General features: G+C 65.5%; 23 protein-coding genes. 4 read left to right on the top strand and 19 right to left on the bottom strand.

The genetic code is table 11. From position 1 onward, the window contains the following. Nucleotides 1-2: 2 nt before the first annotated feature. From AMD14_RS04025 to AMD14_RS04015, 3 genes are all read right to left on the bottom strand, one after another. Nucleotides 3-443, bottom strand: a complete 441-nt coding sequence (locus AMD14_RS04025; protein ID WP_003482689.1) for a response regulator — start codon at nucleotides 441-443, stop codon at nucleotides 3-5. After that, complete coding sequence (locus AMD14_RS04020; RefSeq protein ID WP_005911134.1) at nucleotides 440-2,251, bottom strand: sensor histidine kinase; 1,812 nt, start codon at nucleotides 2,249-2,251, stop codon at nucleotides 440-442. Before AMD14_RS04020 ends, AMD14_RS04025 begins: the two co-directional genes overlap by 4 nt. A gap of 281 nt (nucleotides 2,252-2,532) precedes the next feature. After that, on the bottom strand, nucleotides 2,533-2,904 hold the full coding sequence (locus AMD14_RS04015) for a BON domain-containing protein (protein WP_008572114.1): 372 nt from the start codon (nucleotides 2,902-2,904) through the stop codon (nucleotides 2,533-2,535). Nucleotides 2,905-3,054: 150 nt separating this feature from the next. On the opposite strand from AMD14_RS04015, the gene AMD14_RS04010 reads away from it, so the two are divergent. After that, on the top strand, nucleotides 3,055-4,110 hold the full coding sequence (locus tag AMD14_RS04010; protein ID WP_011050476.1) for an oxidoreductase: 1,056 nt from the start codon (nucleotides 3,055-3,057) through the stop codon (nucleotides 4,108-4,110). A gap of 74 nt (nucleotides 4,111-4,184) precedes the next feature. On the opposite strand, the gene gnd is transcribed toward AMD14_RS04010, so the two are convergent. From gnd to AMD14_RS03970, 8 genes are all read right to left on the bottom strand, one after another. Beyond that, entirely contained in the window at nucleotides 4,185-5,126 is a 942-nt protein-coding gene (gene gnd, locus AMD14_RS04005) for a phosphogluconate dehydrogenase (NAD(+)-dependent, decarboxylating) (protein ID WP_003482694.1), read from the bottom strand. Between the two features lie 20 nt (nucleotides 5,127-5,146). Beyond that, on the bottom strand, nucleotides 5,147-6,490 hold the full coding sequence (locus tag AMD14_RS04000) for a hypothetical protein (protein WP_015462853.1): 1,344 nt from the start codon (nucleotides 6,488-6,490) through the stop codon (nucleotides 5,147-5,149). A gap of 162 nt (nucleotides 6,491-6,652) precedes the next feature. Beyond that, entirely contained in the window at nucleotides 6,653-7,033 is a 381-nt protein-coding gene (locus AMD14_RS03995; RefSeq protein ID WP_005911143.1) for a glycine zipper 2TM domain-containing protein, read from the bottom strand. Between the two features lie 124 nt (nucleotides 7,034-7,157). Beyond that, on the bottom strand, nucleotides 7,158-7,937 hold the full coding sequence (locus AMD14_RS03990) for a DUF2242 domain-containing protein (RefSeq protein ID WP_003482701.1): 780 nt from the start codon (nucleotides 7,935-7,937) through the stop codon (nucleotides 7,158-7,160). A 74-nt stretch (nucleotides 7,938-8,011) separates the two neighbouring features. Further along, nucleotides 8,012-9,076 (bottom strand): DNA methyltransferase, encoded by a 1,065-nt coding sequence (locus tag AMD14_RS03985; RefSeq protein ID WP_011050473.1) that lies wholly within the window; start codon nucleotides 9,074-9,076, stop codon nucleotides 8,012-8,014. Next, nucleotides 9,069-10,169 (bottom strand): hypothetical protein, encoded by a 1,101-nt coding sequence (locus AMD14_RS03980; RefSeq protein ID WP_011050472.1) that lies wholly within the window; start codon nucleotides 10,167-10,169, stop codon nucleotides 9,069-9,071. The genes AMD14_RS03985 and AMD14_RS03980 overlap by 8 nt, the downstream gene beginning before the upstream one ends. Nucleotides 10,170-10,191: 22 nt before the next feature. Beyond that, on the bottom strand, nucleotides 10,192-11,595 hold the full coding sequence (locus tag AMD14_RS03975; RefSeq protein WP_011050471.1) for a nicotinate phosphoribosyltransferase: 1,404 nt from the start codon (nucleotides 11,593-11,595) through the stop codon (nucleotides 10,192-10,194). A gap of 123 nt (nucleotides 11,596-11,718) precedes the next feature. Beyond that, nucleotides 11,719-12,774: a bifunctional nicotinamide-nucleotide adenylyltransferase/Nudix hydroxylase gene (locus AMD14_RS03970; RefSeq protein WP_011050470.1), complete on the bottom strand. Its 1,056-nt coding sequence runs from the start codon at nucleotides 12,772-12,774 to the stop codon at nucleotides 11,719-11,721. Between the two features lie 182 nt (nucleotides 12,775-12,956). Between AMD14_RS03970 and AMD14_RS03965 the strand changes: the two genes are divergently transcribed. Further along, nucleotides 12,957-13,820, top strand: a complete 864-nt coding sequence (locus tag AMD14_RS03965; protein WP_011050469.1) for an endonuclease/exonuclease/phosphatase family protein — start codon at nucleotides 12,957-12,959, stop codon at nucleotides 13,818-13,820. An 87-nt stretch (nucleotides 13,821-13,907) separates the two neighbouring features. On the opposite strand, the gene AMD14_RS03960 is transcribed toward AMD14_RS03965, so the two are convergent. Continuing rightward, nucleotides 13,908-14,813 (bottom strand): LysR family transcriptional regulator, encoded by a 906-nt coding sequence (locus AMD14_RS03960; protein ID WP_011050468.1) that lies wholly within the window; start codon nucleotides 14,811-14,813, stop codon nucleotides 13,908-13,910. Nucleotides 14,814-14,900: 87 nt separating this feature from the next. Between AMD14_RS03960 and AMD14_RS03955 the strand changes: the two genes are divergently transcribed. Continuing rightward, on the top strand, nucleotides 14,901-15,644 hold the full coding sequence (locus tag AMD14_RS03955; RefSeq protein ID WP_005911157.1) for a sulfite exporter TauE/SafE family protein: 744 nt from the start codon (nucleotides 14,901-14,903) through the stop codon (nucleotides 15,642-15,644). Between the two features lie 84 nt (nucleotides 15,645-15,728). Here the strand turns inward: AMD14_RS03955 and AMD14_RS03950 are convergent, their stop codons facing one another. The 4 genes from AMD14_RS03950 to AMD14_RS03935 form a co-directional block, all read right to left on the bottom strand. Further along, the gene (locus AMD14_RS03950; protein ID WP_171843855.1) at nucleotides 15,729-17,888 is read right to left on the bottom strand and encodes a carboxy terminal-processing peptidase; all 2,160 of its coding nucleotides are present in this window, start codon (nucleotides 17,886-17,888) and stop codon (nucleotides 15,729-15,731) included. 401 nt (nucleotides 17,889-18,289) lie between these two features. After that, nucleotides 18,290-19,303: a lipoyl synthase gene (gene lipA / locus AMD14_RS03945; RefSeq protein WP_003482719.1), complete on the bottom strand. Its 1,014-nt coding sequence runs from the start codon at nucleotides 19,301-19,303 to the stop codon at nucleotides 18,290-18,292. A 15-nt stretch (nucleotides 19,304-19,318) separates the two neighbouring features. Further along, complete coding sequence (lipB, locus tag AMD14_RS03940; protein WP_011050466.1) at nucleotides 19,319-20,017, bottom strand: lipoyl(octanoyl) transferase LipB; 699 nt, start codon at nucleotides 20,015-20,017, stop codon at nucleotides 19,319-19,321. Then, nucleotides 20,005-20,283 carry a YbeD family protein gene (locus AMD14_RS03935; protein WP_003482721.1) on the bottom strand — a complete coding sequence of 93 codons (279 nt, stop codon included), beginning with the start codon at nucleotides 20,281-20,283 and terminating at the stop codon, nucleotides 20,005-20,007. Before AMD14_RS03935 ends, lipB begins: the two co-directional genes overlap by 13 nt. Before the next feature lie 265 nt (nucleotides 20,284-20,548). Here AMD14_RS03935 and AMD14_RS03930 point away from each other — a divergent pair, with 265 nt between their 5' ends. Next, entirely contained in the window at nucleotides 20,549-21,610 is a 1,062-nt protein-coding gene (locus AMD14_RS03930; RefSeq protein WP_005911164.1) for a lipid A deacylase LpxR family protein, read from the top strand. A 120-nt stretch (nucleotides 21,611-21,730) separates the two neighbouring features. On the opposite strand, the gene AMD14_RS03925 is transcribed toward AMD14_RS03930, so the two are convergent. From AMD14_RS03925 to mltB, 3 genes are all read right to left on the bottom strand, one after another. Next, entirely contained in the window at nucleotides 21,731-22,936 is a 1,206-nt protein-coding gene (locus AMD14_RS03925) for a D-alanyl-D-alanine carboxypeptidase family protein (RefSeq protein WP_011050465.1), read from the bottom strand. Nucleotides 22,937-23,352: 416 nt separating this feature from the next. Next, a complete protein-coding gene (locus AMD14_RS03915) occupies nucleotides 23,353-24,780 on the bottom strand; it encodes a septal ring lytic transglycosylase RlpA family protein (protein WP_011050464.1) in 1,428 nt (475 codons plus the stop codon). Beyond that, a complete protein-coding gene (mltB, locus tag AMD14_RS03910) occupies nucleotides 24,777-25,916 on the bottom strand; it encodes a lytic murein transglycosylase B (RefSeq protein WP_005911174.1) in 1,140 nt (379 codons plus the stop codon). The genes AMD14_RS03915 and mltB overlap by 4 nt, the downstream gene beginning before the upstream one ends. Nucleotides 25,917-26,179: the final 263 nt, after the last annotated feature.

Genomic DNA, 26,179 nt, shown 5'->3' with positions numbered 1-26,179 from the left:
GTTCAGTCCAACTCCGGTGCCTGGTTGATGACCGCCCAGAACGTGCCGAGCGTCTTGACCGCGTTGAAGAACTGATCCACATCCACCGGCTTGACCACATAGGCATTCACGCCCAGGTCCCAGCTGCGGGCCAGATCGCTTTCTTCGCGCGAGGACGACAGGATCACTACCGGCAGGCGCTTGAGCGTCTCGTCGCTGCGCACCTGCTTGAGCACTTCCAGCCCGTCCAGGCGCGGCATCTTGATGTCCAGCAGCAGCACGGCCGGCAGGCCTTCCTCGCGGTCGGCGAACATGCCACGGCGCAGCAGGTAGTCCATGGCTTCCACGCCGTCTTCGACGTGCACGATGGGATTGGCAAGGCGGGCTTCGCGCAAGGCGTCGACCGCCATCTCCGCATCGGCCGGGCTGTCTTCTGCCAGAAGAATGGTACGGATGGCGGTCATGCAGTGAACTCTTGGTTGGGCGCTTCAAGCGCAGGAGGTAACACGAAATAAAACGTGGCGCCTTCGTCGACGGCGCCTTCGGCCCATATCCGGCCGCCGTGACGGGTCAACACCCGCCGCACGCTGGCCAGGCCGATGCCGGTCCCAGCGTATTCGCTGGCCTTATGCAAACGTTGGAACACGCCGAACAATTTTCCGCTGTATTCCATATCGAAACCGGCACCATTGTCGCGCACGCTGAACTGGTGGCCGCCGTCGGACATCGGCGTGTAGCTGACCTCGATTTTGGCCACCTCACGCTTGGCGCTGTACTTGACTGCATTGCCAAGCAGGTTCATCCACAGCTGGCGCATCATGTTTTCGTCGGCAACCAGCACCGGCAGTGGTGCGATATGCCATTCCACCCGGTGGCCGGTGTTCTCGCTCTGCACGTTGGAATCCAGAATCGCACGCGTTTCGGCCACCAGCGATTGCATGTCCACCGCTTGCAGGCGCAGCGCACCGCGGCCCAGGCGCGAATACACCAGCAGATCGTCGATCAGCGAGGCCATGCGCCGCGCCGAGCTGCTGATCACTTCCATGTAATGGCGCGACTTCTCGTCGGCCGTATCGCCCAGATGACGCGCCAGCTTGTCGGAGAATCCGGCCACATGCCGCAACGGTGCGCGCAGATCGTGCGAGACCGAATAGCTGAAGGCTTCCAACTCGCGGTTGACTTCCGAGACCTGCTCCACTTTGCCCTCCATCTGCCGGTTGAGCTCATGGATGCGCAACTGCGCGGTCTTCTGCAGGCTGATGTCGCTCACCGTCATCAGCACCACGTCTTCGTCGGCGGTGTCGGGCAGCGGCATGCGGCGTGCATTGATCAACATGGTGCGCAGCACGCCGTCGGCGGCGCGCTGCTCGTGTTCGTAATCCCACAACTCGCGTCCACGCAACAACACGTCCGCCAGACGCTGGTGGATCTGCGCATCGCGCCAGACGCCCCCGCCCACATCTTCCAGCGCCATCAATTCGTTGCCGCGCTCTTCCAGGCCATACAGGTCGGCGAAGGCAGGGTTATGCAACACGATGCGCTGGCTGGCATCCAGCAGCACGATCGGCTCGCGCACGGTTTGCAGCACCGAGCTGGCGCGGCCATTGGCGCGCAGGTATTCCTGCTCGGCCGCCAACCGGCGGCGGATCTGCCGCTGCAGCAGCCAGGTCACCGTGCCCAGCAACAGCAACTGCACCGCCAGCGCCGCCCAGCTCAACACCGCGTAATGCATGCGCTCGGTTTCGGCGCGCGCATTGCGCAGGTCAAGTAAGCGTCCCTCGGCGCTTTGCAGGTCATCGATCAGCACACGGATCGGGTTGTTCAGGGTCATGTCGTTGATCAGCGCGCGGATTTGCTCCGGCGCGGTAGTCACCGCAATGCGCTCGGCCAATAGCAGACGCCGTTCGATGGTGCTTTGGATGCGCCCCATGCGTACTTGCTGGGCGGGGTTGTCTTTGGTCAGAAAAATCAGCCGCTGCACCGCGGCCTGGGCCTCGCTACGCCCACGCCGCATCCGTTCCAGCAGCGCCGGGCGCTCGACCCCGTGCGAGCGCATCAGCGCTGCCGATTCGGCGTTGCGCATCGCCGCTTCCAAGCGTTGCGCGTTTTCCAGCACTTGCTGGCTATGCGAGACCCAGGTCGCGGCCTGGTTGGCGTTGCGGGCCATCTGCTGCAGCAACAACGAGGGCACCACCACAATCAGGAACACGGCAACCGCCAATAGAGGCAGGCGCCAGCGATCCCATTTGTCTGCTTGGACCGTTGTTTGCATTGCTGGACCGAATTCGCTCGCTGCAGGGGGCCTAAGACTGATCGGCATTGTCTCCGATCACGCAGCTTGCCAGATTAATGATTCAGAGAAATCATGTCCGTCTGTGACATAGCTGAATGGGCATAGCATACGTATAGCATGCGTGAAAACGGCGCGAGCGCGTTGCCGACTATCGGCAGACTGGACGGTTCTTCAGAACGAAAAAGGCGCACTCCGTGGAGTGCGCCTGGTGCTCGGGTCGCCGCCTCGCCTCGGCGGCCCGGCATTCGCAGCAGCTGCGCTTACTTCTTCGCAGCGGTGACCTTCAGGCCGGTCGACTTGACGCTCTTGACGCCCTCGATGCCCTTGGCAACGGCAACGGCCTTGTCATGCTCGGCCTGGGTGGCGACCGCACCGGTCAGGGTCACGATGCCGTTCTTGGTCTCGACCTTCACGTCGGTACCGGAGACGTTGTCGGTGGCCAGCAGGTCGGCCTTGACCTTGGTGGTGATCCAGGTGTCGGTGACCGGCTTCTTGGACTCGTTCATGCCGGCAGCATGATCCTTGTGGTCGGCATGTTCCTGCGGTGCCGCAAATGCCTGCGACGCGCCGAGGGTCAGACCGAGCGACAGCGACAGAGCCAGCAACTTGCGTGCATGCGTCATGTTCTTCATACCAAGCACCTCCTGTTGAATGTGGGCGCAGCTTGCGGTGGCGCTCGTCGAGCAGACGTGACCGTTGCATGCAGAGGTTGTGAACCCTGCGCACACGGGCAGGTGCAATACCATGCCGGCTCCCTCCGTCGTTGCGATGAACCGTTTTCAATGCCTAAACTGTTCAATCTGGCCGTCGTCGGCTATGGCTATGTCGGCCGCACCTTTCATGCACCGCTGATCGCAAGCACCCCCGGCCTGCAGCTGCACAGCGTGGTGTCGTCCAAGCCGCAACAGCCACAGGCCGATTTCCCCGGCGTCACCGTGGTGGCCGACCTCGACAGTGCGCTGGCCGATCCCGCACTGGATGCCGTGGTGCTGGCTACCCCGAACCACACCCATGCGCCCTTCGCGCTGGAGGCCTTGGCCGCCGGCAAGCATGTGCTGGTGGACAAGCCGTTCGCGCTGGATGCGACGCAGGCGCAACAGATGGTCGATGCCGCCAACGCCGCGGGACGCATCATCAGCGTGTTCCAGAATCGCCGCTGGGATGCGGACTTTCTCACCGTGCGCCGGCTGATCGAAGAAGGCCAGCTGGGCGAGGTGGTGGAATTTCATTCGCACTTCGACCGCTATCGCCCGCAGGTACGCGACCGTTGGCGCGAGAGCGATAGCCCCGGTGCCGGACTGTGGTACGACCTGGGCCCGCATCTGCTCGATCAGGCGATGCAGTTGTTCGGTATGCCGCAGGGCATTGGCGCGGATCTGCAACGTCAGCGCGACCAGGCACGCAGCGTCGATTATTTCCATGTCACCCTGCACTACCCCCGGCTGCGCGTGATTCTGCACGCCGGGTCGCTGGTGGCCGATGGGAGCCTGCGCTTCGCCGTGCACGGCACGCGTGGCAGTTACCTCAAGCACGGCCTGGATACGCAAGAAGACCAGCTGCGCGCGGGCCGTCGGCCCGGCACGGTCGGTTGGGGCGTGGACCCCTTACCAGGCACGCTCACCCGCGTCGATGACGAAGGCCGCGTCCACACCCATCAGCCCGATAACCTGCCGGGCGACTACCGGCAGTGCTACGCCGCCTTTCGCGACGCACTGGCAGGCACCGGCCCGGCGCCGGTCAGCAGCAGCGATGCGGTGCAGCTGATGCAGCTGGTGGACCTTGCGCAACGCGGCGCTGCGGACGGCCGAGTGCAGTGGCTGGATGCCGCGCGCGACTGATCACGCTGAGACGGTTCTGTACTTCCAACAGTGCGCGCCGCGATCCGGCGCGCACAGCCATCGCATCCCAGCCCTTACGCGTCCTTGCTACCGATCGTCGGCGCTGCCGAGGTCGTGGTCATCACCGCGTGGCCGCCGAACTGATTGCGCATCGCCGCGAGCAGCTTGTCGGTAAACGAATCCTTGTCGCGCGAGCGCAGCCGCTCCATCAGCGACAACGTGATGACCGGTGCAGAGACTTCCAGATCGATCGCTTCTGCAACCGTCCAGCGGCCTTCGCCCGAATCGGCCACGAACGGCGCGATGCCGGCCATGGTCGGGTTATGCGTCAACGCGTCGGCCGTCAGATCCAGCAACCACGAACGCACCACGCTGCCATCGCGCCAGATTTCGGCAACCTGGTGCAGATCCAGCGCAAAATCGGCCTTGTGCTGCATCAGCGCGAAGCCTTCCGCATAGGCCTGCATCATTCCGTATTCGATGCCGTTGTGGACCATCTTGGTGAAGTGGCCTGCACCGCTCGGGCCAACCCGTCCCCAGCCCTTGTCCGGCGCCGGCGCGAGCGTTGCCAGGATCGGATGCAACCCCGTCACCGCCGCTTCGTCGCCACCCACCATCAGGCTATAGCCTTCCTGCAGACCCCAGATGCCACCGCTGGTGCCGCAATCGACAAACGCGATGCCACTGGCCTGCAGCAATGCCGCACGCCGCTGCGAATCCTTGTAGTACGAATTGCCGCCATCGATGACGATGTCGCCGGCCTGCAGCAAGGGCAGCAGCTGCGCCAGCGTGTCATCGACGATCTTGCCGGCCGGCACCATCAACCACACCACGCGCGGGCTCGGCAGTGCGGACACCAGCGCTGCCAGCGCATCGGCGGTGACGATGCCCTTGGCTTGCGCGCTGGTGCGCGCGTTCGCGCCCGGATCGTAGCCATGCACGCGATGCCCACCATTGACCAAGCGCTCGGCCATGTTGGCGCCCATGCGGCCCAGTCCCACCATACCCAGTTCCATAATCGCTCCTCATGATCTGATCAGTGCAGGGTGCCACGCTCGGCGTACGCTGGCGTGGCGGAATTCTCAAATGATTGTTCCGCGACGGTGGCGGCGCTGCACTGCTGCAGCTGCCAGTCGATCCATCGCCAGTACAAGGTGGTGCGCACATTGTGCAACGTCAGGTCGATGGCGTACGGCGTGCGCGGGTTACGGTCGAGCAGGCGTGCCACGTGGTAGCCGATCGGCTTGGTGCCTTTTGGATGCACATAGACCAGAAAGCCTTGGTAGAACGGGTCATCCAGCAGCGTCTGCAGCTGCAGCAGCTGTGCCTGCTGCTGTGGGTCGAGCGTGGCGCGCAACGCTGCATCGCGCTCGTAAAGCAGGCGTTCGAAGCGGCGCTCGCCAGGCCCGCGCAACTGTTTGGCCAACTCCCAGATCTGCCGGTTGCGCGCGTCGTAGTACGCAAAGCCACCATGCTGCGCCAGCGCCTGCGCGGCTGCATCGCTGACATCCACGACCACGAAATTTTCGGCCTGATTGTGGATGTCATCCAGGTAGGACTTATCGAACACATGCGCGATGAAGCCAGGTGCGCCGACGAACGCCTGCCGCCCGAGCTGAGAGGTTTTCACCGCCTTGCCGTCGGCGAAGAATTCGCCGGCATGCGCACCGAGCAGGATGCTGTCGGTGTTGTGCAAGGTCAGGAACGTGCCGATCGACAATTCGCCAGGCGTAAATACCTCGTCGAACCCGGCATCGCCGAACAGCTCGCGCTGGGTAGCGAGCTGAGCCACCTGTCGGCCTACGCCGCACTCGGAACGCACCTGGCCACGGTAGAACGCATCCAACGCCTGCGCATTGCTGCCGCGCGGCTGATACCCGCGACCGAAACTGCGAAAACCGCTCCAGCCCTGCGCGGCTGCGCCACGCCAGCCGAATCCGACCCAGCCCAGCTGCAGCGCCGAGAAGCGATAGCGCGGGTTGTTCTGCAATTGCGTTACCGCGCGGCGGGTGGCTGCACCGAGTTCGAACGCATAGGCGCAGTGCGTGGCTGCATCGTCCAGCACGGCGGTGAGCGCTGCGCCGCGCTGTTGCGTGTCCCAATCGGCCGGAAGCGTCAGCTGCAGATCGCCGGCGGCCTGCGCCTGCGCAAGCGTGCCGCGCGTGCAAGGTGCGCCGCGCTGGACCAACGGCGCGCTCACCGCGGCGCGATGGATGGTCCATCCCAGCCGTCGCAGCAGGGCTTCCACGCAATCTGCGCTGGCGGCGCTGGCGGTCTGGCTCGGCGCAGCGTCGGCGACCTGCAGCAGCTGCCCCGCCAGCAAGCCGCTTGCACATACCAGCGCAGCAAGTCGGCGCAGGCGCGCATGCCATGGCGGCATCGGCGCCGCTGGTGAGCGCGATGACGCACTGCGCTGCGCGCGGACAACCCTCATCGATGGCATAGGCAATGAATCGTCCGCACGACGCCACTCTCAAACGTAGAAAGCCCCGGCATGGCCGGGGCTCGCAGGATTCAATTCAGCTCAATCGCTGCACCAGACTCAGCGACGTTCGCAGACGCGCTCGACTTGGCGATTGCCGTTGGCCTGCTGGCGATTGCCCTGGATGGTGCGGCCTGCCGCACCGCCCGCCACGGCGCCTGCCACGGTCGCCAGCTTCTTGCCGTTACCGCCGCCAACCTGGTTGCCCAGCAGGCCACCGATTGCAGCGCCGGCCAGCGTCCCGCCGATGCGGTTCGGGTCGGTCGAGTTCTTTTGCACTTCGACATTGCGGCAGCGCACGCGGGTGCCGTCATTGAACCTGCGACCCTCGTCCGCTTCGGTATAGCGCTGCTGATGCGAATAGTTTTGAGCTTGTGCGAAGGTGCTCGTCGCCATCAGGCCGATCAGGGACATACCCAGCAGGGAGGTGCGCATTTTCATCGTTGTTCTCCACGTTTCTCGCCCGCTCGGCGAGGCATGGGCGCACTCTGGCCGCTGGCTCGAGAACATAACGTGAAGCGCACACCTGGCTATTCAGGCTTTGGCGCGAAGCGTGAACACGCCATCACGGCTGCGTGGCGGGCTCGGTTTGCGGCACCTGCGCCGGTGCTGGCGGGGGGTCTTGCGCTTCGACCGGCAATGGCGCAACCGGCGGCTGCGCGACCGTTGTGGGAGCGGCTGCAGCGGGCGCAGGCGATGCGGGCGTCGAAGAGTTCGCTGCAGGCGTTGCGGGCACTGCGGCTGCCGGCGCTGGTGTGGCCGCATGAGCAGGTGCGGGCGCAGGCGCTGCACTCACCGCAGCAGGTACGGCTTCGGTGACCTTGGGGAGATACGAATTCAGGCGTTCGAAAAAGCGCTTGTAGAACGCCGCATCCTGCACCGTGGTACTGGATACGCGCACCAGCGAATCGCCGCTGCTGCCGACCGGCAACGACAACGAGCCCAGCACGCCGACGCCCACGCTGGCCGAGGTGGAGCTCTTCTTCAGTGCGTAACGGTCCTGCAACGCACTGACGAACACCTGCGCCTTGCCGCCGTCCTGGCTGGCGCAGGAAATGCGCAGATTGAGTTGTTCGCTCTGGTCGGCTTCCTTGAGCTGGAAGTTCTTGCTGCCTTCCACCGCGGCGGCATCTGCGCGCGTGACCGCGTAGCCCTGACTCAACAGCACGCGCCGCGCCGCCTCGCAGGCTTGCGGCGAACTGGCCGCCACGCTGCGCGAATAGGTGTCGTCGGAATTGAACGACTCGCGCATCAGCATCGTGTCGCCCTTGCTGCCGCCGCAGCCAGCCAGGGTTGCCAGCGCGCCAAGCAGTGTGCCGCGCGCGATCAGGGAAGAACAAGACATAGAGAGATTCCGGCATCCAAAACCGGCACAGAGCATAGCGGCAACCCATGTGCGCGCGGCGTCGCGTTGCCGGGTCAGGGCAACGGCGGTTCATCCACTGGCAATTGCAGGTCTATCTGCAGGCGGCGGCCATCGGCACCGATGCGCTCGGCGCGCAGGTAACGGTGCGCACGCACCACCGCCAGTGCCACCGGCGCACGGCACGGTTCGCCCCACAGGCTCAACGCGAAGCCCTGTTGCTGCAGCCAGAGGGTAAGGCGGTCCCACAGCGCTTGTTCGCCATGCAGCATCAGGTCCAGATCGGCCGGACCGTCGGGCACCAGGGTCGGCGACGCCAGCCAGCGCGCGTAGCTGCCATGCACCACCACCGGCAGGCCCTGTGCCTGCACCGCCTGCAGCAATTGCGCGGCCTGCTGCAGATCCAGCCGGGCACGACAATGCTGAAAGATCAGCGCGTATTCGTGGCTGCGATTGCTCTGTGTCTCGGCATGCGCCAGCGCGGCGGCCGGACGCCGATAGCACAGCACCCGCTCCTCGCGCAGGGTGAACAGGCTGGCCAGGATGCGGCCCAGATCCCAGGCCTGCGGGATCACGCGGCCGCCGACCACCACGTTCTGCACCATCGCCACGCCCACGCCGTCGGGCCGCATCTGCTTGCGCAGCGCATGGAAGACCGCACGCATGCCGGTCAGATAGCTGGCGTAATCGCTGCTTGCGTAAAGCTGCCCAGGCAGCACGTCGCCACGCCAGTGGCAGCCGAAATACGGCACGTTGGTCAGACACAGGTCGATCGGCCCTGCCGGCGCGTTAACGGCCAGGCTGCCGACCACCACCGGCGCCTCCACCGCATGCCGCTGCAGACGCGCACGTGCCAACTGCGCGCGTGCCGGATCGATTTCCATGCCATGCGCGTTGCGGCCTTCCAGCGCGGCCGCCAGCAAGCTGCTGCCAAAGCCACAGAACGGGTCGAACACCTGCTCGCCCGGCCGGCTGAAATGGCGCACAAACGGGCGTATCTGATTGACCCAGCCACAATCGCGCCCGCCGAGCGGGTCGGCCGCGCGCAGATCGTCGGGCAGCGCCCAGGCGGCATCGTCCGGGACCGGCGTCCACCAACTGCGCTGATCGAACTCATCCATCGATGGGTTCCCACAAAACATCGGCATCCGGGTCCCAGCCCGCACAGAGACGACCGTTGGCGAAGAACACCAGCTTGTACAGATCGCCGGTCGCGTGACGCGCATGCATCGCGGCGTAGTCGGCGCTTTCGAAGACCACCTGCAAGCCCGCCCGATCGCGCAGCCGCACATTCCAGAAGTAATAGCCTTCGGTGAGGCCATCGGGTTGCCAGCGCGACCACCAGGGCTGCTGCATGCACTCGGCTAGCAACGTGTCCACGCCGACGCGGTGCGCGCCGATGTAGCGCAGCGTGCCGTTGCTGCGATAGGCATCGTCCAACCGCGACAATTCCCGAAAGATCACCTGGCTGGCGCCACAGCTGCGCGCCCACGCGATGTACTGCGCAATGGCGTCGGCATTGTCCACGCCACCGCGCTGCACGATGCAGACCAATCGCAGCGGCAACCGTGCTGCCAGCCGCCGTGCCGTCTGCACGAAGGTCGCCACATCTGCGATTGGCTCATCCGGGCGGAAACGCATGATCGCGTCGTTGCGCTCCTGCAACGGATGATGACGCGACAGCTCGACCCACGACAGCCCGAAGGCAACCAACGCCTCGATCAACCGCGCACCGTCCGCACGCGCCAGCCCTGCGCCATTGCTGTACAGCACGCGCTGCTCGATGCGCGGGCCGTTCGGCGTGGTTGCCAGCGTCTGCAGCAAGGTCTGCAGCCACGCTGCATCGTCGGTCATTTCCAGACCCGACAACGAATACGACAGCGGCACATCGCGCAGCAACTGCAAGACAGCGCTCAACTGCTGGAAATACGCAGGCCCAGGTCGCAACGTCGCTGCCGCGCGACCGCCCCGGTGCTGCCGCAGATTTTCCGAACAGAACCCGCAGCGCGCCGAACACGGCCGCACCGAGGCATACGGGGTAAAGGTGATCGGCAGCGCCGCGCGATACGTGCGCCCGCCGATGCGCAGCGTATACCAGCGGCTGGCGTCGTCCTGCAGCGGCACACGCCGCTGCAGGTGGGGTGCTGCGGCGCGCAGACGCGCCAACAGCGCTGAAGCAGGCAACAAGGAGATGTCGTCGATGGAAGCGTGCATGGCGAGTCCTGCGCGCCGCGCGTCAGCGACGAGCAGCGTCGGCACGCGCGCGCACCTGCTCCAGCGTCCACTCCTGTTGCGACACGCCGTTTTCCCACACCGTGACCAGCGCGTCTTCGCTGTCCGGGTAGGTGTCGACCTCATCGAGCAACGCGCTGCGGTAGCTGCCATCGTGGCGATTGCGCAGCAAGGTCAGGCGACCGCGCTTGCTCTGCTTGCCCTGGTCGGTGATCGGGTCCTTGTAGACGTCGACCCACTGCCCGTCCACGCGCACCGCCGAGCACTTCAACGCAAACTTCTGCGTGTCGCGGTCCACCTTCTGCAGCAACGCACCGCCCATGCCGAAGGCAACGTTATCGGCGGCATAGCCGGCGGCGGTGATGCGTTCCAGGATCGCGCGCAGCGAGGTGGGGTTGATGCCATCGCCCTGGATCACCCGCACATGGTTGAGCACCTTGTAGCCCTTGCCATTGAGCTGATGGCCGAACGCTTCGTCCAGCAACAGCAGGCACTGCTCGACCACGTCCACCGGGTCGCCCGAATCCGGACGAATCACCACCGTCGCGCCGGAGGCGATCACTTCCTCGCGCAAGGTAGTGCCCCAATGTTCGCGAATGGCACGGTAGATGTCGTAGCTGTCCGACACCACCGCCACGATCGAACCCGGGCGCGCGAACTGCCGCAGCATGTTGCGATACGCATCCACCTCGCGCTCGCGGCCCCAGCTGGTGATGGTGCTGTGCTCGGCAGCGGGAATCGAATACCCGGCCACCGGCGTGTGGTAATGCGCACGCGCCAGCAGCAACGCCGACAAGGTGTCGGTACCGAGAAAATTCACCAGATGCGCGGCACCGCCCAATGCGGCCGAGCCAAGACTGGACACGCCACGCGCGCCAAAATCGTGCAGTTTGAAAGGCAGCTGTCCTTCCGGATCGTCGCTGGTGCGCTCCAGGTAGTCGCGCACGATCTGCTTCACCTGCCAGCTCACCGTGGCCACCGTCACCGGGTACCACACGCGCAGCAACAAGGTTTCCAGATACGACGGCGCCCAGAACGCCTTGGCGTCGGTGGACTCGATGGTCATCAGCACGTTGTGCGTTGGCACCACGGCGCCCTCGGGCACCGCGCGGATGCGGATCGGCAACTGACCGCCAAGCCGGTCGACGATATCGCGCCAGCCTGCCTCGTTGAACGGCTCGCCATGCGCAACCAGCAAGTCTTTCGCATCGTCGATGTCGGCGTGCGTCACCGGCCGGTTGATCGCGTCCTTCAGGAGCGACTGCAGACCGAAGAACACGGTCTGCTCGTAGAGCCCACCGCGCGATTCGACATAGAAAAACGACGCATCGGTGCCGGGCGGATATTGCAGCCAGTGGCTGGCCTTGTAGCTATCGGTGTTGAGCAGCAGGTTATCGAGGTAATGCATGACGGAAGCTCCTTCGCGTCGAATGAACCGGCGGTCTGTCCGCCGGCGGGAGGTCACGGTTCAAGCGGTCACGGCATGTGCGCCCCTGGTGGTATCGCGGCAGCACGTCGTCGTTTGCGCGCGTCAGCCACGGCCCAGGAAGAATTCAAGAATGTGCAGGTGGTCTTCGTACAGGCGCGGGCCCATCGCCATCACTTCGGCGAGCGGAATCCAGCGCGCCTTGTCGGCATCGTCGCCGCCGCGCACCGCAGGCAACTCCCCGGCCGGAAACTCGAAATGGAACGCATGGGTAATGGTGCGTCCGCGCTGACTGCGCTCGGGATGATCGAAGACCTGCCTGCCACGCAACGAGCCCTTGAGCACCGGCACCGGCAACTTGAGCCGGGTTTCCTCGCGCAACTCGCGCAGGCAGCAATCCAGCAGCCCTTCCTCCTGGCCGACGAAACCGCCAGGCAACGCCCACAATCCCTTGCCCGGTTCGGCGCGACGCCGCACCAGCAGCACATGGCCCGAATGCACCACCACCGCATCGGTGGTCACGAATGTCGGCGGATATGGCGCGTCTTTCCACGCGGCGCGGTATTGCTCGATGAAGCGGTATTCGGCCACCAGCTGCGCGTAGCTGGGCGAGTTGCGCCGGAAGGCCTCCAGCATGTCGTAGACGGGCGCCGGCACATTGCCGCGCAGCATCAACAAGCCGCCGTGGAAACCGATGTCGCCGGCTTCGAACAGATAGCGGCGCAATTCGGTGGCCGACAGCGTTGCGGTATGTTGCACGTCCTCCAGCGGCCACTGCGGAAACTCACGCAGGTAGTAGCTGCTGGCATCCTTGTCCATGCCGATCAGGCCGATGTTCGCATCCAGCGTGCCGCCATCGGCGTGCACCGCTTCGGCAACCTGCCGCTGCACTTCGGCGATCCACAGGCTTTCGTTGTACAGATGGTCGCGTAGCGGGCGCACGAGCAACCGCGCGGTTTCGCCCGGCAACGCGGATTCGATCATCACCGCACGTTCGGCGACGGTCCAAGGATTGCGAATGGTGCGGGGCGTGTCGGCCGAGCCGATCAGCACGATGAGCTTTTTCGCCTTGCCCAGCGCGTGGCGGGCGACGGCGGCGTGGCCGTTATGAAAGGGCTCGAAACGCCCGATAAACACGAGATAGTGGTACGGTGTTGCCATGAGAATCCCTCACGGTTGAGTGGTGAGCTGGCGGTCTGTCCGCCGGCTTGGTGAAATGCTACGCCGATGCACGACGGCGTCAAGCGGCCGCTTGCCTGTGCCTCGGTGATCGTCGCCGTGACGCAGCGGTCATCATCTCTGGCTAGACTCGGCGCTCTTGCTTCTTCGAGGAATTTCCCTGCATGCCACGCTCCATCGCGCAGGTGCTGCGCTGCCTTCTGGCAATCGGTGCACTGTCGTGCATCGCCCTACCCGCGCTGGCTGGCACGCCGGTGGCACCACTGCGGGTCATGTCGTTCAACGTGCGCGTGCCGGCCGATACCGATGGCGACAAACGCTGGCAAGTGCGTCGCGCTGCCATGGTCGCCTTGATCAAACAGACGCATCCCGATGTGTTCGGCACGCAGGAACTGGTGAGCGAACAGGCGGCCTTTCTGGCCGAACAGTTGCCCGACTACCGCTGGTTCGGCCAGGGCCGGCGCGGCGATGACAGCGACGAGCACATGGGCGTGTTCTACGACGCGCGCGTCCTGGAAGTGGTGGAGTCAGGCGACTTCTGGCTGTCCGACACGCCCGAACGCGCCGGCAGCATCACCTGGGGCAATGTACTGCCCCGCATGGCCACGTGGGCGCTGTTCGAGCGCCGCAGCGACAAACGCCGCTTTTACCTGTTCAATACGCACTTTCCGTATCGCGATGAGGACGAGCCCGCCCGCGAGCGCAGCGCGCGCCTGATCCTGTCGCGCATCGCGCAGTTGCCTGCCACGATTCCGGTGGTGCTGACCGGCGACTTCAACAGCGATCCGGACAAGATCACCTACCCCACGCTGACCGCAGTACTTCGCGATGCGCGCGCACAGGCCAGCAAGCGCAGCGGGCCGGAAAATACCTTCCAGGATTTCACCACGCACCCGACCCGGCGCATCGACTGGATCCTGTATCGCGGATTGCGTCCTTCCCGCTTTGCGACACTGGACGATCGTCCCGGCGGCATTCTGCCGTCGGACCATTACCCAGTGATGGCCGAGTTCGAGTGGCCACGCTGAAAACACGGACGTGCAAGAGCCGTTGGCCGGCAGCCAGGCGCGTGCCGGCTGTGACACGGCCACCCGATGCCCGCAGCGCTGCGGTCATCAAGCCGGATGAATGCCGGCATGCGTGGCGCTGGCCTGCAGCCATTCCAGCAAGGCCTGCAGGGTGACCGAGGGGGCGTCGCGCCAGATGATGGACAGCTCGCGCCGCGCCCAGGGTTCCTCCAGCGGCACCGCCGCCAGCTGCTGCCTGACACTGGAGCACGCCAGCGCCGCGTGCGGCACGATGGCCACGCCCACGCCGCGTGCCAGCATGCGGCACAGCGTTTCGAGACCCGGCACGCGCGCACGGATGCGCAGCTGTACGCCGGCCCGGGCCAGATGCGTCCGCAGGTGGCGCTGCAAGGCGTTGTCGGCCGATAACGCCAGCAACTGCATCGGCGCGATATCGGCCAGACGCAGGCTGCCTGCGCCGGCAAGCGGATGGCTGGCGGCCACCGCGACCACCAGGCGATCCTGTCGGAACGGACGCCGTTGCAGGCCGGTGAAGTCGGCATGCCCGGCCACCACGGCAAGGTCGGCACGTTCATCGCGCACGGCATCGGCAGCCTCCTCGCTGCCCCATTCGGCCAGGGTCAGGTCCACCCGCGGATGGGCCAGCAAAAAATCCGCAACGCACTCGGGTAGCCATTCGGAGAGTGCGGCGGTGTTCGCAGCCAATCGCAGGGTGACCTGTCCACCGAGTCCGTAATCGCCAAGCTCGCTGCGCATGGCCTGTTCCTGGCGTGCCAATGCCCGTGCATGCCGCAGCAGGACCTGGCCGGCGGCGGTGAGCGTCACGCCTCGCCGACCACGCTCGAACAGGGCCACGCCGATCTGCAGCTCCAACGCGCGAATACGCGCACTGGTAGCCGCCAGCGACAGCGCCACGCGGTCGGCGCCGGCAGTGATGCTGCCGGTGTCGGCCACCGCAACAAAGATCCGCAAGTCGGTGAATTCCACCTGCATCTGCACCTCCAGCCTTCGGCGTGGCCGAAGTCTGCCTCAAACAAAGACAGCTTGCCGGACACCGCTGCCGCACCGATCCTGACCGCCATGAATGAAGACGTTTCGCAACTTGGCATGGTCGCCGCTGTGTTCCTGCTTGCCGGCGCGGTCAAAGGCGTCGCCGGCATGGGGCTGCCAACCGTGGCAATGGGCCTGTTGGGACTGTGGCTGCCGCCCAGCCAAGCCGCCGCGCTGCTGGTGCTGCCTTCGTTGGTGACGAACCTGCAGCAGGCCTGGGGGCCAGCTGCGACCCTGCTGTTGCGACGTCTGTGGCCGGTGCTGGCCATGGTGGTGGTGGGCACCTGGTTGAGTGCCGGATTGATGATTGGCGGTCATCCGCGCTACCTGCGCGGCGCGCTTGGGGTCCTGCTGGTCGCCTATGCCCTGCTTGGGCTTGCCCGCCGGCAATGGACCCTGCCGCCACGTCACGAACGCTGGGGCAGCCCGCTGATCGGCCTGGTCGGTGGCCTGCTCAATGGCGCCACCGGCGTGCTGGTCCTCCCGGTGGTGCCGTACCTGTCTGCACTTGGCCTGCCACGCGACCTGTTGATCCGCGCACTGGCCGCGTGCTTCGGCACGGCAACGCTTGCGCTGGCGACGGCGCTGGTCTGGCATGGTGGGGTGCCGCTCTCGGCCGGCCTGCCATCGCTGCTGGCGCTGCTGCCCACCGCACTGGGAGTGTGGGCCGGCACGAAGCTGCGACGCCGCATCTCTCCCGAGGCATTCCGCCGGATATTTTTCGGCACCTTGCTGCTGCTCGGCCTGCAGGCCTGCTGGCAGGCGGTCGCCTGAGACGCTGCCAGCGGCCACGGTATTGCCAACATGAAAACGCCACCGGCAAGCGGTGGCGTCCATGCAGTCGATCGGCAGCGTGGCTCAGTCTGCCCAACGTCCCGGGGAGGTCGACTTCGGCAGCACCTGCGCCGACAAGGGCTTGTCCTGCGACAGCAAGCCCAGCGCATCCGCAAGGATGGCCGCCGATTCATGCAGCAACGGATCCGGGCGCTTTTCGGCCGCTTTTTCGCGTGCAGTGTCCTTGACGATGTCGCGCTCGTTACCGGTCAGGCCGTCGTCGCTGTCTTCGGCAAGCGGATCCAGCGGCAGGCCGAGTTGCTTGCGAATCTGCTGGCGATCCTTGCGCTGCTGATCCTGCTTCTGTCGCTCGGCAACGCGCTCGGCCTCATTCAACGAAATGTACTTCTTGGCCTTTTCGTCGCGGAACTGCTTGACGTCTTCTTCCCACCACTGGAACTCCTTGTCGCTGGCAATCCGCGCAGTGTGCAGAGCCTGCAACTTGGGCAGCAATGCCGCGAAGTTGCCGTACTGGGTATGCGGGGCAGCGGCGATACGCGTCCACGGCAATGCATTGTCGTAGGTGCTCTCACCGAACTCGGTGGCATCCACGCTGGCCGGGAAGGCGATATCCGGCACCACACCCTTGTGCTGGGTGCTGGAGCCGCTGACGCGGAAGAACTGCGCGATCGTCAGCTTGACCTGCCCATACCGCTGCCCTTCGGCAGCAGGCCAGCGATCCAGGTCGACGATGTTCTGCACGGTGCCCTTGCCGAAGCTGGTTTCGCCGATCACCAGACCGCGGCCGTAATCCTGGATCGCACCGGCAAAGATCTCCGATGCCGACGCCGAGCCGCGGTTGATCAAGACAGCCAGCGGGCCGTCCCAGGCGACCTTGGGGTCGCTGTCGCCATTGACGGTGACGCGGCCGCCGGATTCGCGGACCTGCACGACCGGCCCCTGCTCGATGAACAAGCCGGTCAGTTCGATCGCCTCGTCGAGCGAACCACCGCCGTTATTGCGCAGGTCCAGCACCACGCCATCGACCTTGTCGGTCTTGAAGCCGGCCAGCAGCTTGGCGACGTCGCGCGTGGCCGAGGCGTAGTCGGCTGCATTGCGACGGCGGCCTTCGAAATCCTGGTAGAAGCCCGGCAGCTTGATGATGCCGATGCGGCGCTGCGGCTCGCTGCCGGTGGCCGGCAAGGTGATGGTTTCGCCCTTGGCAGCCTGCTCGGCCAGACGCACCTTCTGACGGGTCAGGGTCACCGTGCGGTGCTTGCCATCGATGCCCGACTCGGCCGGGATGTACTCCAGGCGCACCTGGGTATCCTTGCTGCCGCGGATCTTGGCCACCACGTCGTCGATGCGCCAGCCGATCACATCTTCGATCGCGCCACTCTTGGCCTGCCCAACGCCGACGATGCGATCGCCCGGCTTGAGCGTGCCATCCACCGCCGCCGGACCGCCCGGGATCACCTCGCGGATCACCACCATGTCGTCCTGTTTCTGCAGCTGCGCGCCAATGCCTTCCAACGACAGCGACATCTGCTGGTTGAACGTCTCGGCCGTGCGCGGGGTGAAGTAATCGGTGTGCGGGTCGACGGCGTTGGTGTAGGCGTTGACGAAGAACTGGAACACGTCTTCGCCCTTGAGCTGCTTGACCGAATCGGCCAGCGCCACATACCGCTTGTCCAGCGTCTTGCGGATGTCGTCGGGCTTCTTGCCGGCCAGTTTCAGGCGCAGCCAATCGTTCATCACCGACTGGCGCCACAGCACGTCCAACTGCTTGTCGTCCGCAGCCCACGGCACGTCCTTGCGGTCGTACTCGAACTTGTCGTTACCGCTGAAATCGAAGTCCTGCTTGAGCAGGTCGCGCGCGTACTTGACGCGCTGATCGACGCGCTTCTTGTAGACCGAGAACACCTTGAACGCCGGCTCCAGGTTGCCGCCGCGCAACGCGTCGCCAACACCGGCCTGGAGGGGCGCGAAGCTGTCGATATCGGCCTGGGTGAAGAACTGTTTGCCGCCATCCAGCGTTTCCAGATAGCGCTTGAACACGTCCTTGGACATCGCCTCGTCCAGCGTGCGCGGCCGGTAGGCATAGCGGCTGTCGGAGAGCAGGCCGTACACGAGTTTGGTGGCCGTCGCCTGATCGGGCGTGGCAGCGGCCGGCAGCGCAGTATCGGCGCGTGCGAGCAAGGCCATCGGAGTGGTCAACACCAGCGCCAGCAGGCCGGCCTTCATGCACGAAGAAACGTTGTAGGTCATCGAATGGCTCTCGGCACGGGGCCGATGAAAGAGAGGCGGTGAACGGATCAGACAGCATGACAGTGCCGAAAGTTGCTGGCGTTGTCATCCGCTGGCTGAATCAGCCTAGCGCCGGGCCCGTAGCGGATTGTGAACGAGACCGTACCTTGCGGCTGCACGCCGCACGGGCCAGAGACGGCGACAGCCCCGCGCGATGCACGGGGCTGTCGTCGATCGGCATTGCGATGTGGCCGGCCGAAGAACGTCGCGACTTGTCGAGTCAGTGCTCTACTGGCAGCACGCGAGACCGGCCGGCATTGAGCGCACCAGCATCGCGGTGCTGCTGCGGGCACCGGTGCCCACCCGCCGCGGCACTCGTCCGATCGCCTGTTGCCGACTCAGGCGGCGACGCCGGCGCCTGCGGCCTGACGATCGGCGTGGTACGAGGAACGCACCATCGGGCCGGAGGCAACATGACTGAAGCCCAGCGCGTTGCCGTAGTCTTCCAGCGCCTTGTATTCCTCAGGCGTCCAGTAACGCATCACCGGATGATGGTGCGGCGTCGGCTGCAGATACTGGCCGATGGTGATCATGTCCACATCGTGCGCGCGCAGGTCGCGCAGCGTGGCCTGCACCTGCTCCATCGTCTCGCCCAGGCCCAGCATGATGCCGGACTTGGTGGCGATGGACGGATGCTGCGCCTTGAAGCGCTGCAACAGCGTCAGCGACCACTGGTAGTCCGCGCCGGGGCGCACATTCGGGTAGAGGTCCGGCACGGTTTCGATGTTGTGGTTGAACACGTCCGGCGGGCTCAGCGCCAGGATCTCCAGCGCGCGGTCCATGCGGCCCTTGCCGCGGAAGTCCGGGGTCAGGATTTCGATACGCGTGTTGGGCGAGCTGGTCCGGATCGCCGAGATGCAGTCAACGAAATGCTGCGCGCCACCGTCGCGCAGGTCGTCACGATCCACGCTGGTCACCACCACGTACTTCAGGCCCATGTCGGCAACAGTGGCGGCCAGGCTGGCAGGTTCGCTCGCGTCGGGCGGCTTTGGCCGGCCATGCGCCACGTCGCAGAACGAGCAGCGCCGCGTGCACACCTCGCCCAAAATCATGAAGGTCGCGGTGCCGTGGCTGAAGCACTCGTGGATGTTCGGGCAGCTGGCTTCTTCGCACACCGTGACCAGGCGGTTTTCGCGCAGCTTGGCCTTGAGGTTCTGTACCGCATTGCCAGACGGAATCCGCACCCGGATCCACGACGGTTTCCGCAGCACCGGCGCATCCACGAACTGCACCGGCGAGCGGTTGATCTTGTCGCCACCGATCTGCTTGACGCCAGTCTGCAGCGGCGCAGGCGCGGCGGTGTCGCCAGAGACGACCTGCAAGGGAATGGAACGGGCGATAGGCTGGGTCATGACGATACGGGGCGCTCAGGCCGGAAGCGAAAGGTCGGGCAATGCGGAAGTGGGCTGCAGCACGAGGCCGAACTGGCGCGCCAGCTGGTCGAGCAGCACCGCCTTGACGGCGTCCATCCCGGAGGGGCCGCCCAAGTCTAGCACCGAGGTCACCTGCAGACCCTGGTAGCCGCACGGGTTGATGCGGTGGAACGGTTGCAGGTCCATCGCAACGTTGAACGACAACCCATGGAAGGTGCAGCCACGCCGCACCCGGATCCCAAGCGCGGCGATCTTGGCCCCGCCCACATACACGCCAGGAGCACCGTCGCGGCGCTCGGCCACGATGTTCCACTCGTCCAGCGTATCGATCAGCGCCTGTTCGATCTTGCACACGTAATCGCGCACGCCGATCTTCAGCCGGCGCAGGTCCAGCAGCGGGTACACCACCAATTGGCCAGGGCCGTGATACGTGACCTGCCCGCCGCGATCGACCTGTAGCACCGGAATCTCGCCCGGTGCCAGGACATGTTCGGGTTTGCCCGCCTGACCCAACGTAAACACCGGCGCATGCTCGACCACCCAGATCTCATCGGCGGTGTACTCTTCGCGCGCATCGGTGAAACGCTGCATTGCACGCCACACAGGCGCGTAGTCTTGCTGGCCGAGGTCGCGCAATTGCGCAGGCAGGCCAGCCATGGAGCTGCTCACAGGCTCGGCCGCTACAGCGTCCACTTCACTTCCGGATGATCGCGCAGCGCCTGGTGCGCGGCCTCGAACTGCTCGCGGCTTTGGGCACGGAAGCCAATCTTGACCGAGACATACTTTCCGCTGGAAGAATGCTTCCAGCTCACGCTCTCCTGCAGCAGCTCCACGCCGGTGGCGGCAAGCAGGCGCGGAAGCTCGGTTTCCAGCCCACGCTCAGCCGTGCCCATGGCGCTGAGCTCGAAGGTGCCGGGAAACTGAAAGCCGTGATCGGGGTTGTCGGTGCTGATATCCATCCGCCCATTATCGGGCCGGCGATGGGCAAACCCAAGCCCGCGCAACCGATCGACGCGCCTGGCTCGTCTATGGTGCCATGCAATCGGCACCGAACCTTCCAAGAGGTAACGTAACTAGGCTGTTTAACCGAACGCAGCCATGGGTAGTTGGCAACGCGGTCGCGAGCCGAAGCGGCAGAGGCTGCAGTCGCGACCAGACACTTCACACGGCGCAACAGAAGACGCAGGCATTTTTCCGATTCCAGCTCCCCTCTCCAGGCCCTCCATGCTTCGACCGCGCGCGTTGTCTGCTGCCTTGCTGCTTTCTCTTTCCGGGCTGTCGCTGCCGGCCCTGGCGGCGGATCAGTGCGATTCCAGCCGCCTTGGGCGCACGCCGCCTGCGGTGAACTTCCGTGTCGATAACGACCTGTTCGGCGGCGAAGATCAGGACCAGGGCTATTCCAACGGTGCGGTGCTGACGCTGGTGTCGCCGAACCTGGTCGATTACACCGACGACCCGTGCCTGCCGCGGACTGCGCGGTGGGTCAACAGCTATCTGGAGCGGCTGCACCCGGGCGAATTCGATCAGCAGAACATGGTGTTCTCGATCGGCCAGGCGATCTTCACCCCGACCGATTACACCCGCCGCGACGTCATCCCGGACGACCGCCCGTATGCGGGCATCCTGCTGGCGAGCTTCGGCTACAACGCGCGTAACGATGCGCACCTGCGCACCACGCAGCTGCAGGTCGGCATTGTCGGTCCGTGGGCGCTTGCGAAGGAAGCGCAGGATGCGATCCACGATGCGCTCGGGGACGAGAAATTCCAGGGCTGGGACAACCAGCTGCACAACGAGCCGCTGATCAACCTGGTGCACGAGCGCATGCATCGCTGGCCGGCCGATGCCAGCGGCAATGCCGGTGGATTCGGCTGGGACTTCATTTCGCATTGGGGCGGCGCGGTCGGCAACATGGCCACGCATTTGAATGCCGGCGGCGAGGCCCGCTTTGGCTGGAAACTGCCGGACGACTTCGGCAGCACCCCGACCCGCCCGGCGGGCGAAAACACCGCCCCCAGCCGGCTCGGGCGCGCCAGCGGTTGGTCCGGCCACCTGTTCGTCACCACCGACGCGCGCTGGGTAATCCGCGACATCACGCTGGACGGCAACACCTTCCGCAACAGCCACAGCGTGGACAAGCGCCCGTTCGTCGGCGATGTGGGCTACGGCCTGGCGGTGATGTACGGCCGCTGGAAATTCGCCCTTGCCCGCTATCACCGCACCCGCGAATTCGACACCCAGCGCGAAACGCCGGTGTATGGCAGTTTTACGATCAGTCGGATGCTTTGACGGCGAATCGGGAATCGGGAATCGGGAATCGCAAAAGCCAAGGCTGTGCCTGGCGTCTAACCATTCCCGACTCTCAATTCCCGATTCCAAAAAAAATGCCGGCTTTCGCCGGCATTTTCTTTACTCCGATTCCCACCACATCCAGAACGCGTCCCAGAGGCGCTTGAAGAATCCGCCTTCTTCGACGGCGTTGATGGCGACCAGCGGGGCCTGGGCGATGACCTTACCGTCCAGGCTGACCTTCACGGTGCCAACCTGCTGGCCCTGCTTGATCGGCGCCTGCAGGTTCTTGGGCACTTCCATGCTGGGCTTGAGGTCGTTGTAGCGGCCGCGCTGCAGGCTGACCAGCAACGGCTGTGCCACGCCGAGCTGCACTTCGTCCTGCTGACCCTTCCAGACCTTCTGCTTGGTGACGACCTTGCCGGGCGCGTACAGGCTGTGGGTTTCGAAGAAGCGGAAGCCCCAGTTGAGCAGCGCCAGGCTATCGGTGGCACGCTGTTCTTCGGAGCTGTCGCCCATGACCACGGCGATCAAACGCTGATCGCCGCGCTTGGCCGAGCTCAGCAGGCAGTAGCCGGCTTCGGAGGTGTGACCGGTCTTGATGCCGTCCACGGCCGGGTCGCGCCACAGCAGCCGGTTACGGTTGCTCTGCTTGATGGTGCCGACCTGAAATTCCTTGATCTTGTTGTAGGCGTAGGTTTCCGGGTAATCGCGCACCATCGCGCGGCCCAGCAGGGCCAGGTCGTAGGCGGTGGAGTGATGCCCTTCGGCGCTCAGGCCGTGCGCGTTGACGAAGTACGAATCCTTCATGCCGATCTTGGCGGCGTAGCTGTTCATCAGCGAGGCGAAGGCTTCTTCGCTGCCGGCCACATGCTCGGCCAGCGCGATGGCGGCATCGTTGCCGGACTGGATCGCCATGCCCTTTTCCATGTCTTCCAGACGCGCCGTCTGGTTGACCGGGAAGCCGCTGTAGCTGCCGTCGGTGCCCGCACCGCCTTCGCGCCAGGCACGTTCGCTCATCATGACCTGGTCGTCGCGCTTGACCTTGCCGTTCTTGATCTCGGCGGCGACCACGTAGGAGGTCATCACCTTGGTGATGCTGGCCGGCGCCAGTTGCTGGTGGATGTTTTCACCGGCCAGCACCTGCCCGGTGGCGTAGTCCATCAGGATCCAGGACTTGGACACGGCCGGTGCGGGCGCCGGCGGCACCGGCAAGGCGACCGGGGCGGCAGCCACGGCAGGAGTCGGCTGCGGCGCAGGTGTCTGGGCGCAGACCAGGCCGAAGGCGAACGTGGCCACGGCAGCGGCGGCGAAGCGGAATTTCATTGAAGAACGACTCCTGACGGGCCCGAACGCCGGGCAATGCGAAATTGTAAGACGCCACGGCGATCAGGGCGACGCGTTGCACGATGCGCGCGCTTGCGCAGTTCAGCGATGGCGGCGGTCGTACGGACGCTTGTGGTGCCTCAGGCGAGCTGCCGGAAGCGGCATGCACAGGTGCAGGCATCGCTTGCAGCGTCCAACGAGGCGACGCTGGTGCGCAGGCGCTGGCTGGATGCAGACGACGCGAGGGGCCGCGACGCGCATGCCGAAGCCGACCTTGGCCCCATCCGCCTTGCAGATGCGCGATATTGGCCGCCAATTGGGGTGCTCAGCCGTTCCCGGTAACGCCGATGCAGCCAACGCGCAAGCAGCGGGTGCGCTCACGCTCGATCAGCGACGTGGTGACCGACCCGTGCGCATTAATTGGCCACGATCTGCGGACGACCGAAACCGAGTCCGGCGATACGCTGGGCAATCTCCGACGCATTTGCATGGTCGCGCGCATTCACGCGTAGCCGCCACAGCGTGCGCCCGCCACTGACGATGTCGCTGACGCTGGCACCGGCAATCCCCGCCGAGGCCAGTTGCGACAGTGCGCGATTGGCGTTTTCGCGGCTGGCGAAACTGGCGACCTGCAGCAGGATGTCGCCAAGTGCGGCTTCGGCCACGCTGGGTGCCTTGGCGGGCGCTGGCTCGGCCTTGAGCGGGCGCGAGGCAGTGCTTTCGGACGGCTTGACCGCCGCAACCGCCACTGGCGGCGCCGCGGCGGGTACGGCGGCAGACACTGACGCGGCCGGTCGCGGGGCCGCAGCGGCCGGCTTGCCGGTGGCCACACGCACGCCCTGCGCCTTCATCCAGGCATCGAAGTTGTCGGCATTGCCGGGTTGGCGCGAGTCGGCAACGCGGTAACGCCAACGCTCGCCAGCCGCAGCGACCGGCGCGCTGCCAGTGGGGGCTGTGGTGGACGCGGTCACCGCGGCGCCGGTGCCGGCACCGGTGGCACCGGTGGCGACCGCACGCGGCGGCACGGTGCGCGTGGGCAAGCGCTGCACCAGGCCATCGATCTGGCTGGCGCCGGCAGCCGGCCGCGCCGTGGCCACGGCGGTATTCACCGGTGCCTGGCCACTGCGGCGCTTGGCGAGCAGATTGCCGTTGTCGGCTTCGGTGAGGCCGCGGACTTCGACATTGCCGGTGCCCTTGCCGGTGATGCCCAACTTCACCGCCGCGGCATAGCTCAGATCGATCACGCGGCCGTCGTGAAATGGGCCGCGGTCGTTGACGCGCACCACCACCGACTGGCCGGTGTCGGTATTGGTGACCAGCGCAAAGCTGGGCAGCGGCAAGGTCTTGTGCGCGGCGGTGAAGGCGTACATGTCGTACACCTCCTTGTTGGAGGTCAGCCGGCCATGGAACTTGTTGCCGTAGTACGAGGCGGTGCCGCGTTCGACATAGTCGCCCGGGTTGTCCATCACCACATAGCGCTTGCCCAGCACTTCGTACGGCGAACGGTTCCCCACCGCCGAGCGCGGCTCGTTGGTGACCAGTGGCTCGGGGATGCAGGCCACGTTGGGCACATGATCGGGCGTGGAGTCTTTCACCCCGGGCTTGTACAAGCCGCCAGCGGTGTAGTCGCCGCGCGTGGACGGGTCTTCCTTGGCGGGCGCATACGGCGAGGTGGACGGGCAACCGGTGGCGACATACGCCGGACCCTTGCCTTCGACCTTCACACCCTTGATCGCACCGCTGCCGTTGCCGCCGGCAGTTTTCTTCGGTGCGCTGCTACAGGACGCCAGGCCAAGCATCAGCGCCATCGGGATCAGCCACTTGGGGCCTGCAATGCTGTTCATGCCGGGGGTAACTCCTTGCCGGCGATGGCCTCGGACAGCTGGAACACGGCCATCGCATACATCTTGGAAATGTTGTAACGGGTGATCGCATAAAAGTTCTGGAAGCCCAGCCAATACTGCTTGCCGTTGGCGTCGTCCAGGCTGATCGGGGTGGCGGTGCTGCCGGCCACCACCGGTGCGCTCGGGTGATAGCCGCGCGCCGACAGCTCGGACAGCGTGTACACCGGCGACCAGTCGGTGGGATTGAATTCTTCGTGCCCAGCGGCCAGCGTGGCCGGCACCGCGACCTGCCCGCCACGCACCCAGCCGCCCTTCTTGACGAAGTAGTTGGCGATCGAGGCGAACACGTCGTTGTAGTCGGTGAACAAATTGCGCTTGCCGTCGGCATCGCCGTCCACGCCGAACTGGCGATAGCTGGACGGCATGAACTGGCCCATGCCCATTGCGCCGGCATAGCTGCCGATCAGGGTGGTGACGTCGAGTTGCTCTTCCTTGCCGAGCGCGAACAACTGGCCGAGTTCGTCGCGGAAAAACAGTTCGCGGCGCACTTCGCGCTCGAGCTTGGCCGGGTCGCCGCTGCGCGGATAGCGGAACGCCAGCGTGTACAGCGCGTCCAGCACGCGGTACTTGCCGGCGTTGCTGCCGTAGCTGGTTTCCACCCCGATGATGGCGACGATCACCTGTGCCGGCACACCGGTGGCCGCTTCGACCTTGCTCAGCTCGGCGCGATGTTCGGCGAGAAACTTGCGGCCGCCGTCGATACGCGCCTGGGTGATGAACATCGGCCGGTATTCGTTCCACGGCTTGACCCGTTCGGCCGGGCGCGACATCGCAGTGACAATGGCGTCCTTGAATTGCGCCTGCGCCAGCACCGCTTCGATCTGCGCGGCATCGATGCCGTACTTGGCCGAGGTGTCGCGCACGAAGTTGGCGCGGGCGATCTCGAACGGGACCGGGGTCAGGTCGACTGGCGGAAGCGCAGGCGCCTCGGCGGCGGCGCTTGCGGGCGGGGTTGGCGCAACCGGTGGCTTGGCCGGCGGCGCGCTGGCGGCCGGTGGCGGGGACGGAGGGCTGGGCTGGGTCGCGCAGGCGACAAGGCCGAGGGTGAGCAGGCAGGTCAGGGTGCGTCGAATCATCGGCCGAGGGTAACAGACATCAGATGAACTTCTGGCAATAAGGCCATGAAACGAAAAGACTTTAGTCAAAGTCAAGCCTGCCGCGTGTGCGGCAGGGGATTCGGGATGGCGGGATTGGGGAGCCGGTGGTGCCTGCGGGCGGAAGGTTCCGGCACGCGGCGGTGGTGATGTATGGGGCCGCAGCCCTATCTGCCATGCTGAAAGACGTACGTTCGCGGGCGAGGCACCAGCGGGTCTGGCGCGGCGAGTGACGGCCGCGCCAG

Source organism: Xanthomonas citri pv. citri, from assembly GCF_000961215.1.
Lineage (GTDB): Bacteria > Pseudomonadota > Gammaproteobacteria > Xanthomonadales > Xanthomonadaceae > Xanthomonas > Xanthomonas cissicola.
The sequence above is the reverse complement of the archived record's forward strand: the minus strand, read 5'-3'. Positions and strand labels throughout refer to the sequence as shown.

What these genes read in the sequence shown, in the direction of transcription:
- AMD14_RS04025 (WP_003482689.1), bottom strand. Translation starts at nt 443, where the DNA reads ATGACCGCCATCCGTACCATTCTTCTGGCAGAAGACAGCCCGGCCGAT.
- AMD14_RS04020 (WP_005911134.1), bottom strand. Translation starts at nt 2,251, where the DNA reads ATGCAAACAACGGTCCAAGCAGACAAATGGGATCGCTGGCGCCTGCCT.
- AMD14_RS04015 (WP_008572114.1), bottom strand. Translation starts at nt 2,904, where the DNA reads ATGAAGAACATGACGCATGCACGCAAGTTGCTGGCTCTGTCGCTGTCG.
- AMD14_RS04010 (WP_011050476.1), top strand. Translation starts at nt 3,055, where the DNA reads ATGCCTAAACTGTTCAATCTGGCCGTCGTCGGCTATGGCTATGTCGGC.
- gnd (WP_003482694.1), bottom strand. Translation starts at nt 5,126, where the DNA reads ATGGAACTGGGTATGGTGGGACTGGGCCGCATGGGCGCCAACATGGCC.
- AMD14_RS04000 (WP_015462853.1), bottom strand. Translation starts at nt 6,490, where the DNA reads ATGCCGCCATGGCATGCGCGCCTGCGCCGACTTGCTGCGCTGGTATGT.
- AMD14_RS03995 (WP_005911143.1), bottom strand. Translation starts at nt 7,033, where the DNA reads ATGAAAATGCGCACCTCCCTGCTGGGTATGTCCCTGATCGGCCTGATG.
- AMD14_RS03990 (WP_003482701.1), bottom strand. Translation starts at nt 7,937, where the DNA reads ATGTCTTGTTCTTCCCTGATCGCGCGCGGCACACTGCTTGGCGCGCTG.
- AMD14_RS03985 (WP_011050473.1), bottom strand. Translation starts at nt 9,076, where the DNA reads ATGGATGAGTTCGATCAGCGCAGTTGGTGGACGCCGGTCCCGGACGAT.
- AMD14_RS03980 (WP_011050472.1), bottom strand. Translation starts at nt 10,169, where the DNA reads ATGCACGCTTCCATCGACGACATCTCCTTGTTGCCTGCTTCAGCGCTG.
- AMD14_RS03975 (WP_011050471.1), bottom strand. Translation starts at nt 11,595, where the DNA reads ATGCATTACCTCGATAACCTGCTGCTCAACACCGATAGCTACAAGGCC.
- AMD14_RS03970 (WP_011050470.1), bottom strand. Translation starts at nt 12,774, where the DNA reads ATGGCAACACCGTACCACTATCTCGTGTTTATCGGGCGTTTCGAGCCC.
- AMD14_RS03965 (WP_011050469.1), top strand. Translation starts at nt 12,957, where the DNA reads ATGCCACGCTCCATCGCGCAGGTGCTGCGCTGCCTTCTGGCAATCGGT.
- AMD14_RS03960 (WP_011050468.1), bottom strand. Translation starts at nt 14,813, where the DNA reads ATGCAGGTGGAATTCACCGACTTGCGGATCTTTGTTGCGGTGGCCGAC.
- AMD14_RS03955 (WP_005911157.1), top strand. Translation starts at nt 14,901, where the DNA reads ATGAATGAAGACGTTTCGCAACTTGGCATGGTCGCCGCTGTGTTCCTG.
- AMD14_RS03950 (WP_171843855.1), bottom strand. Translation starts at nt 17,888, where the DNA reads ATGAAGGCCGGCCTGCTGGCGCTGGTGTTGACCACTCCGATGGCCTTG.
- lipA (WP_003482719.1), bottom strand. Translation starts at nt 19,303, where the DNA reads ATGACCCAGCCTATCGCCCGTTCCATTCCCTTGCAGGTCGTCTCTGGC.
- AMD14_RS03935 (WP_003482721.1), bottom strand. Translation starts at nt 20,283, where the DNA reads ATGGATATCAGCACCGACAACCCCGATCACGGCTTTCAGTTTCCCGGC.
- AMD14_RS03930 (WP_005911164.1), top strand. Translation starts at nt 20,549, where the DNA reads ATGCTTCGACCGCGCGCGTTGTCTGCTGCCTTGCTGCTTTCTCTTTCC.
- AMD14_RS03925 (WP_011050465.1), bottom strand. Translation starts at nt 22,936, where the DNA reads ATGAAATTCCGCTTCGCCGCCGCTGCCGTGGCCACGTTCGCCTTCGGC.
- AMD14_RS03915 (WP_011050464.1), bottom strand. Translation starts at nt 24,780, where the DNA reads ATGAACAGCATTGCAGGCCCCAAGTGGCTGATCCCGATGGCGCTGATG.
- mltB (WP_005911174.1), bottom strand. Translation starts at nt 25,916, where the DNA reads ATGATTCGACGCACCCTGACCTGCCTGCTCACCCTCGGCCTTGTCGCC.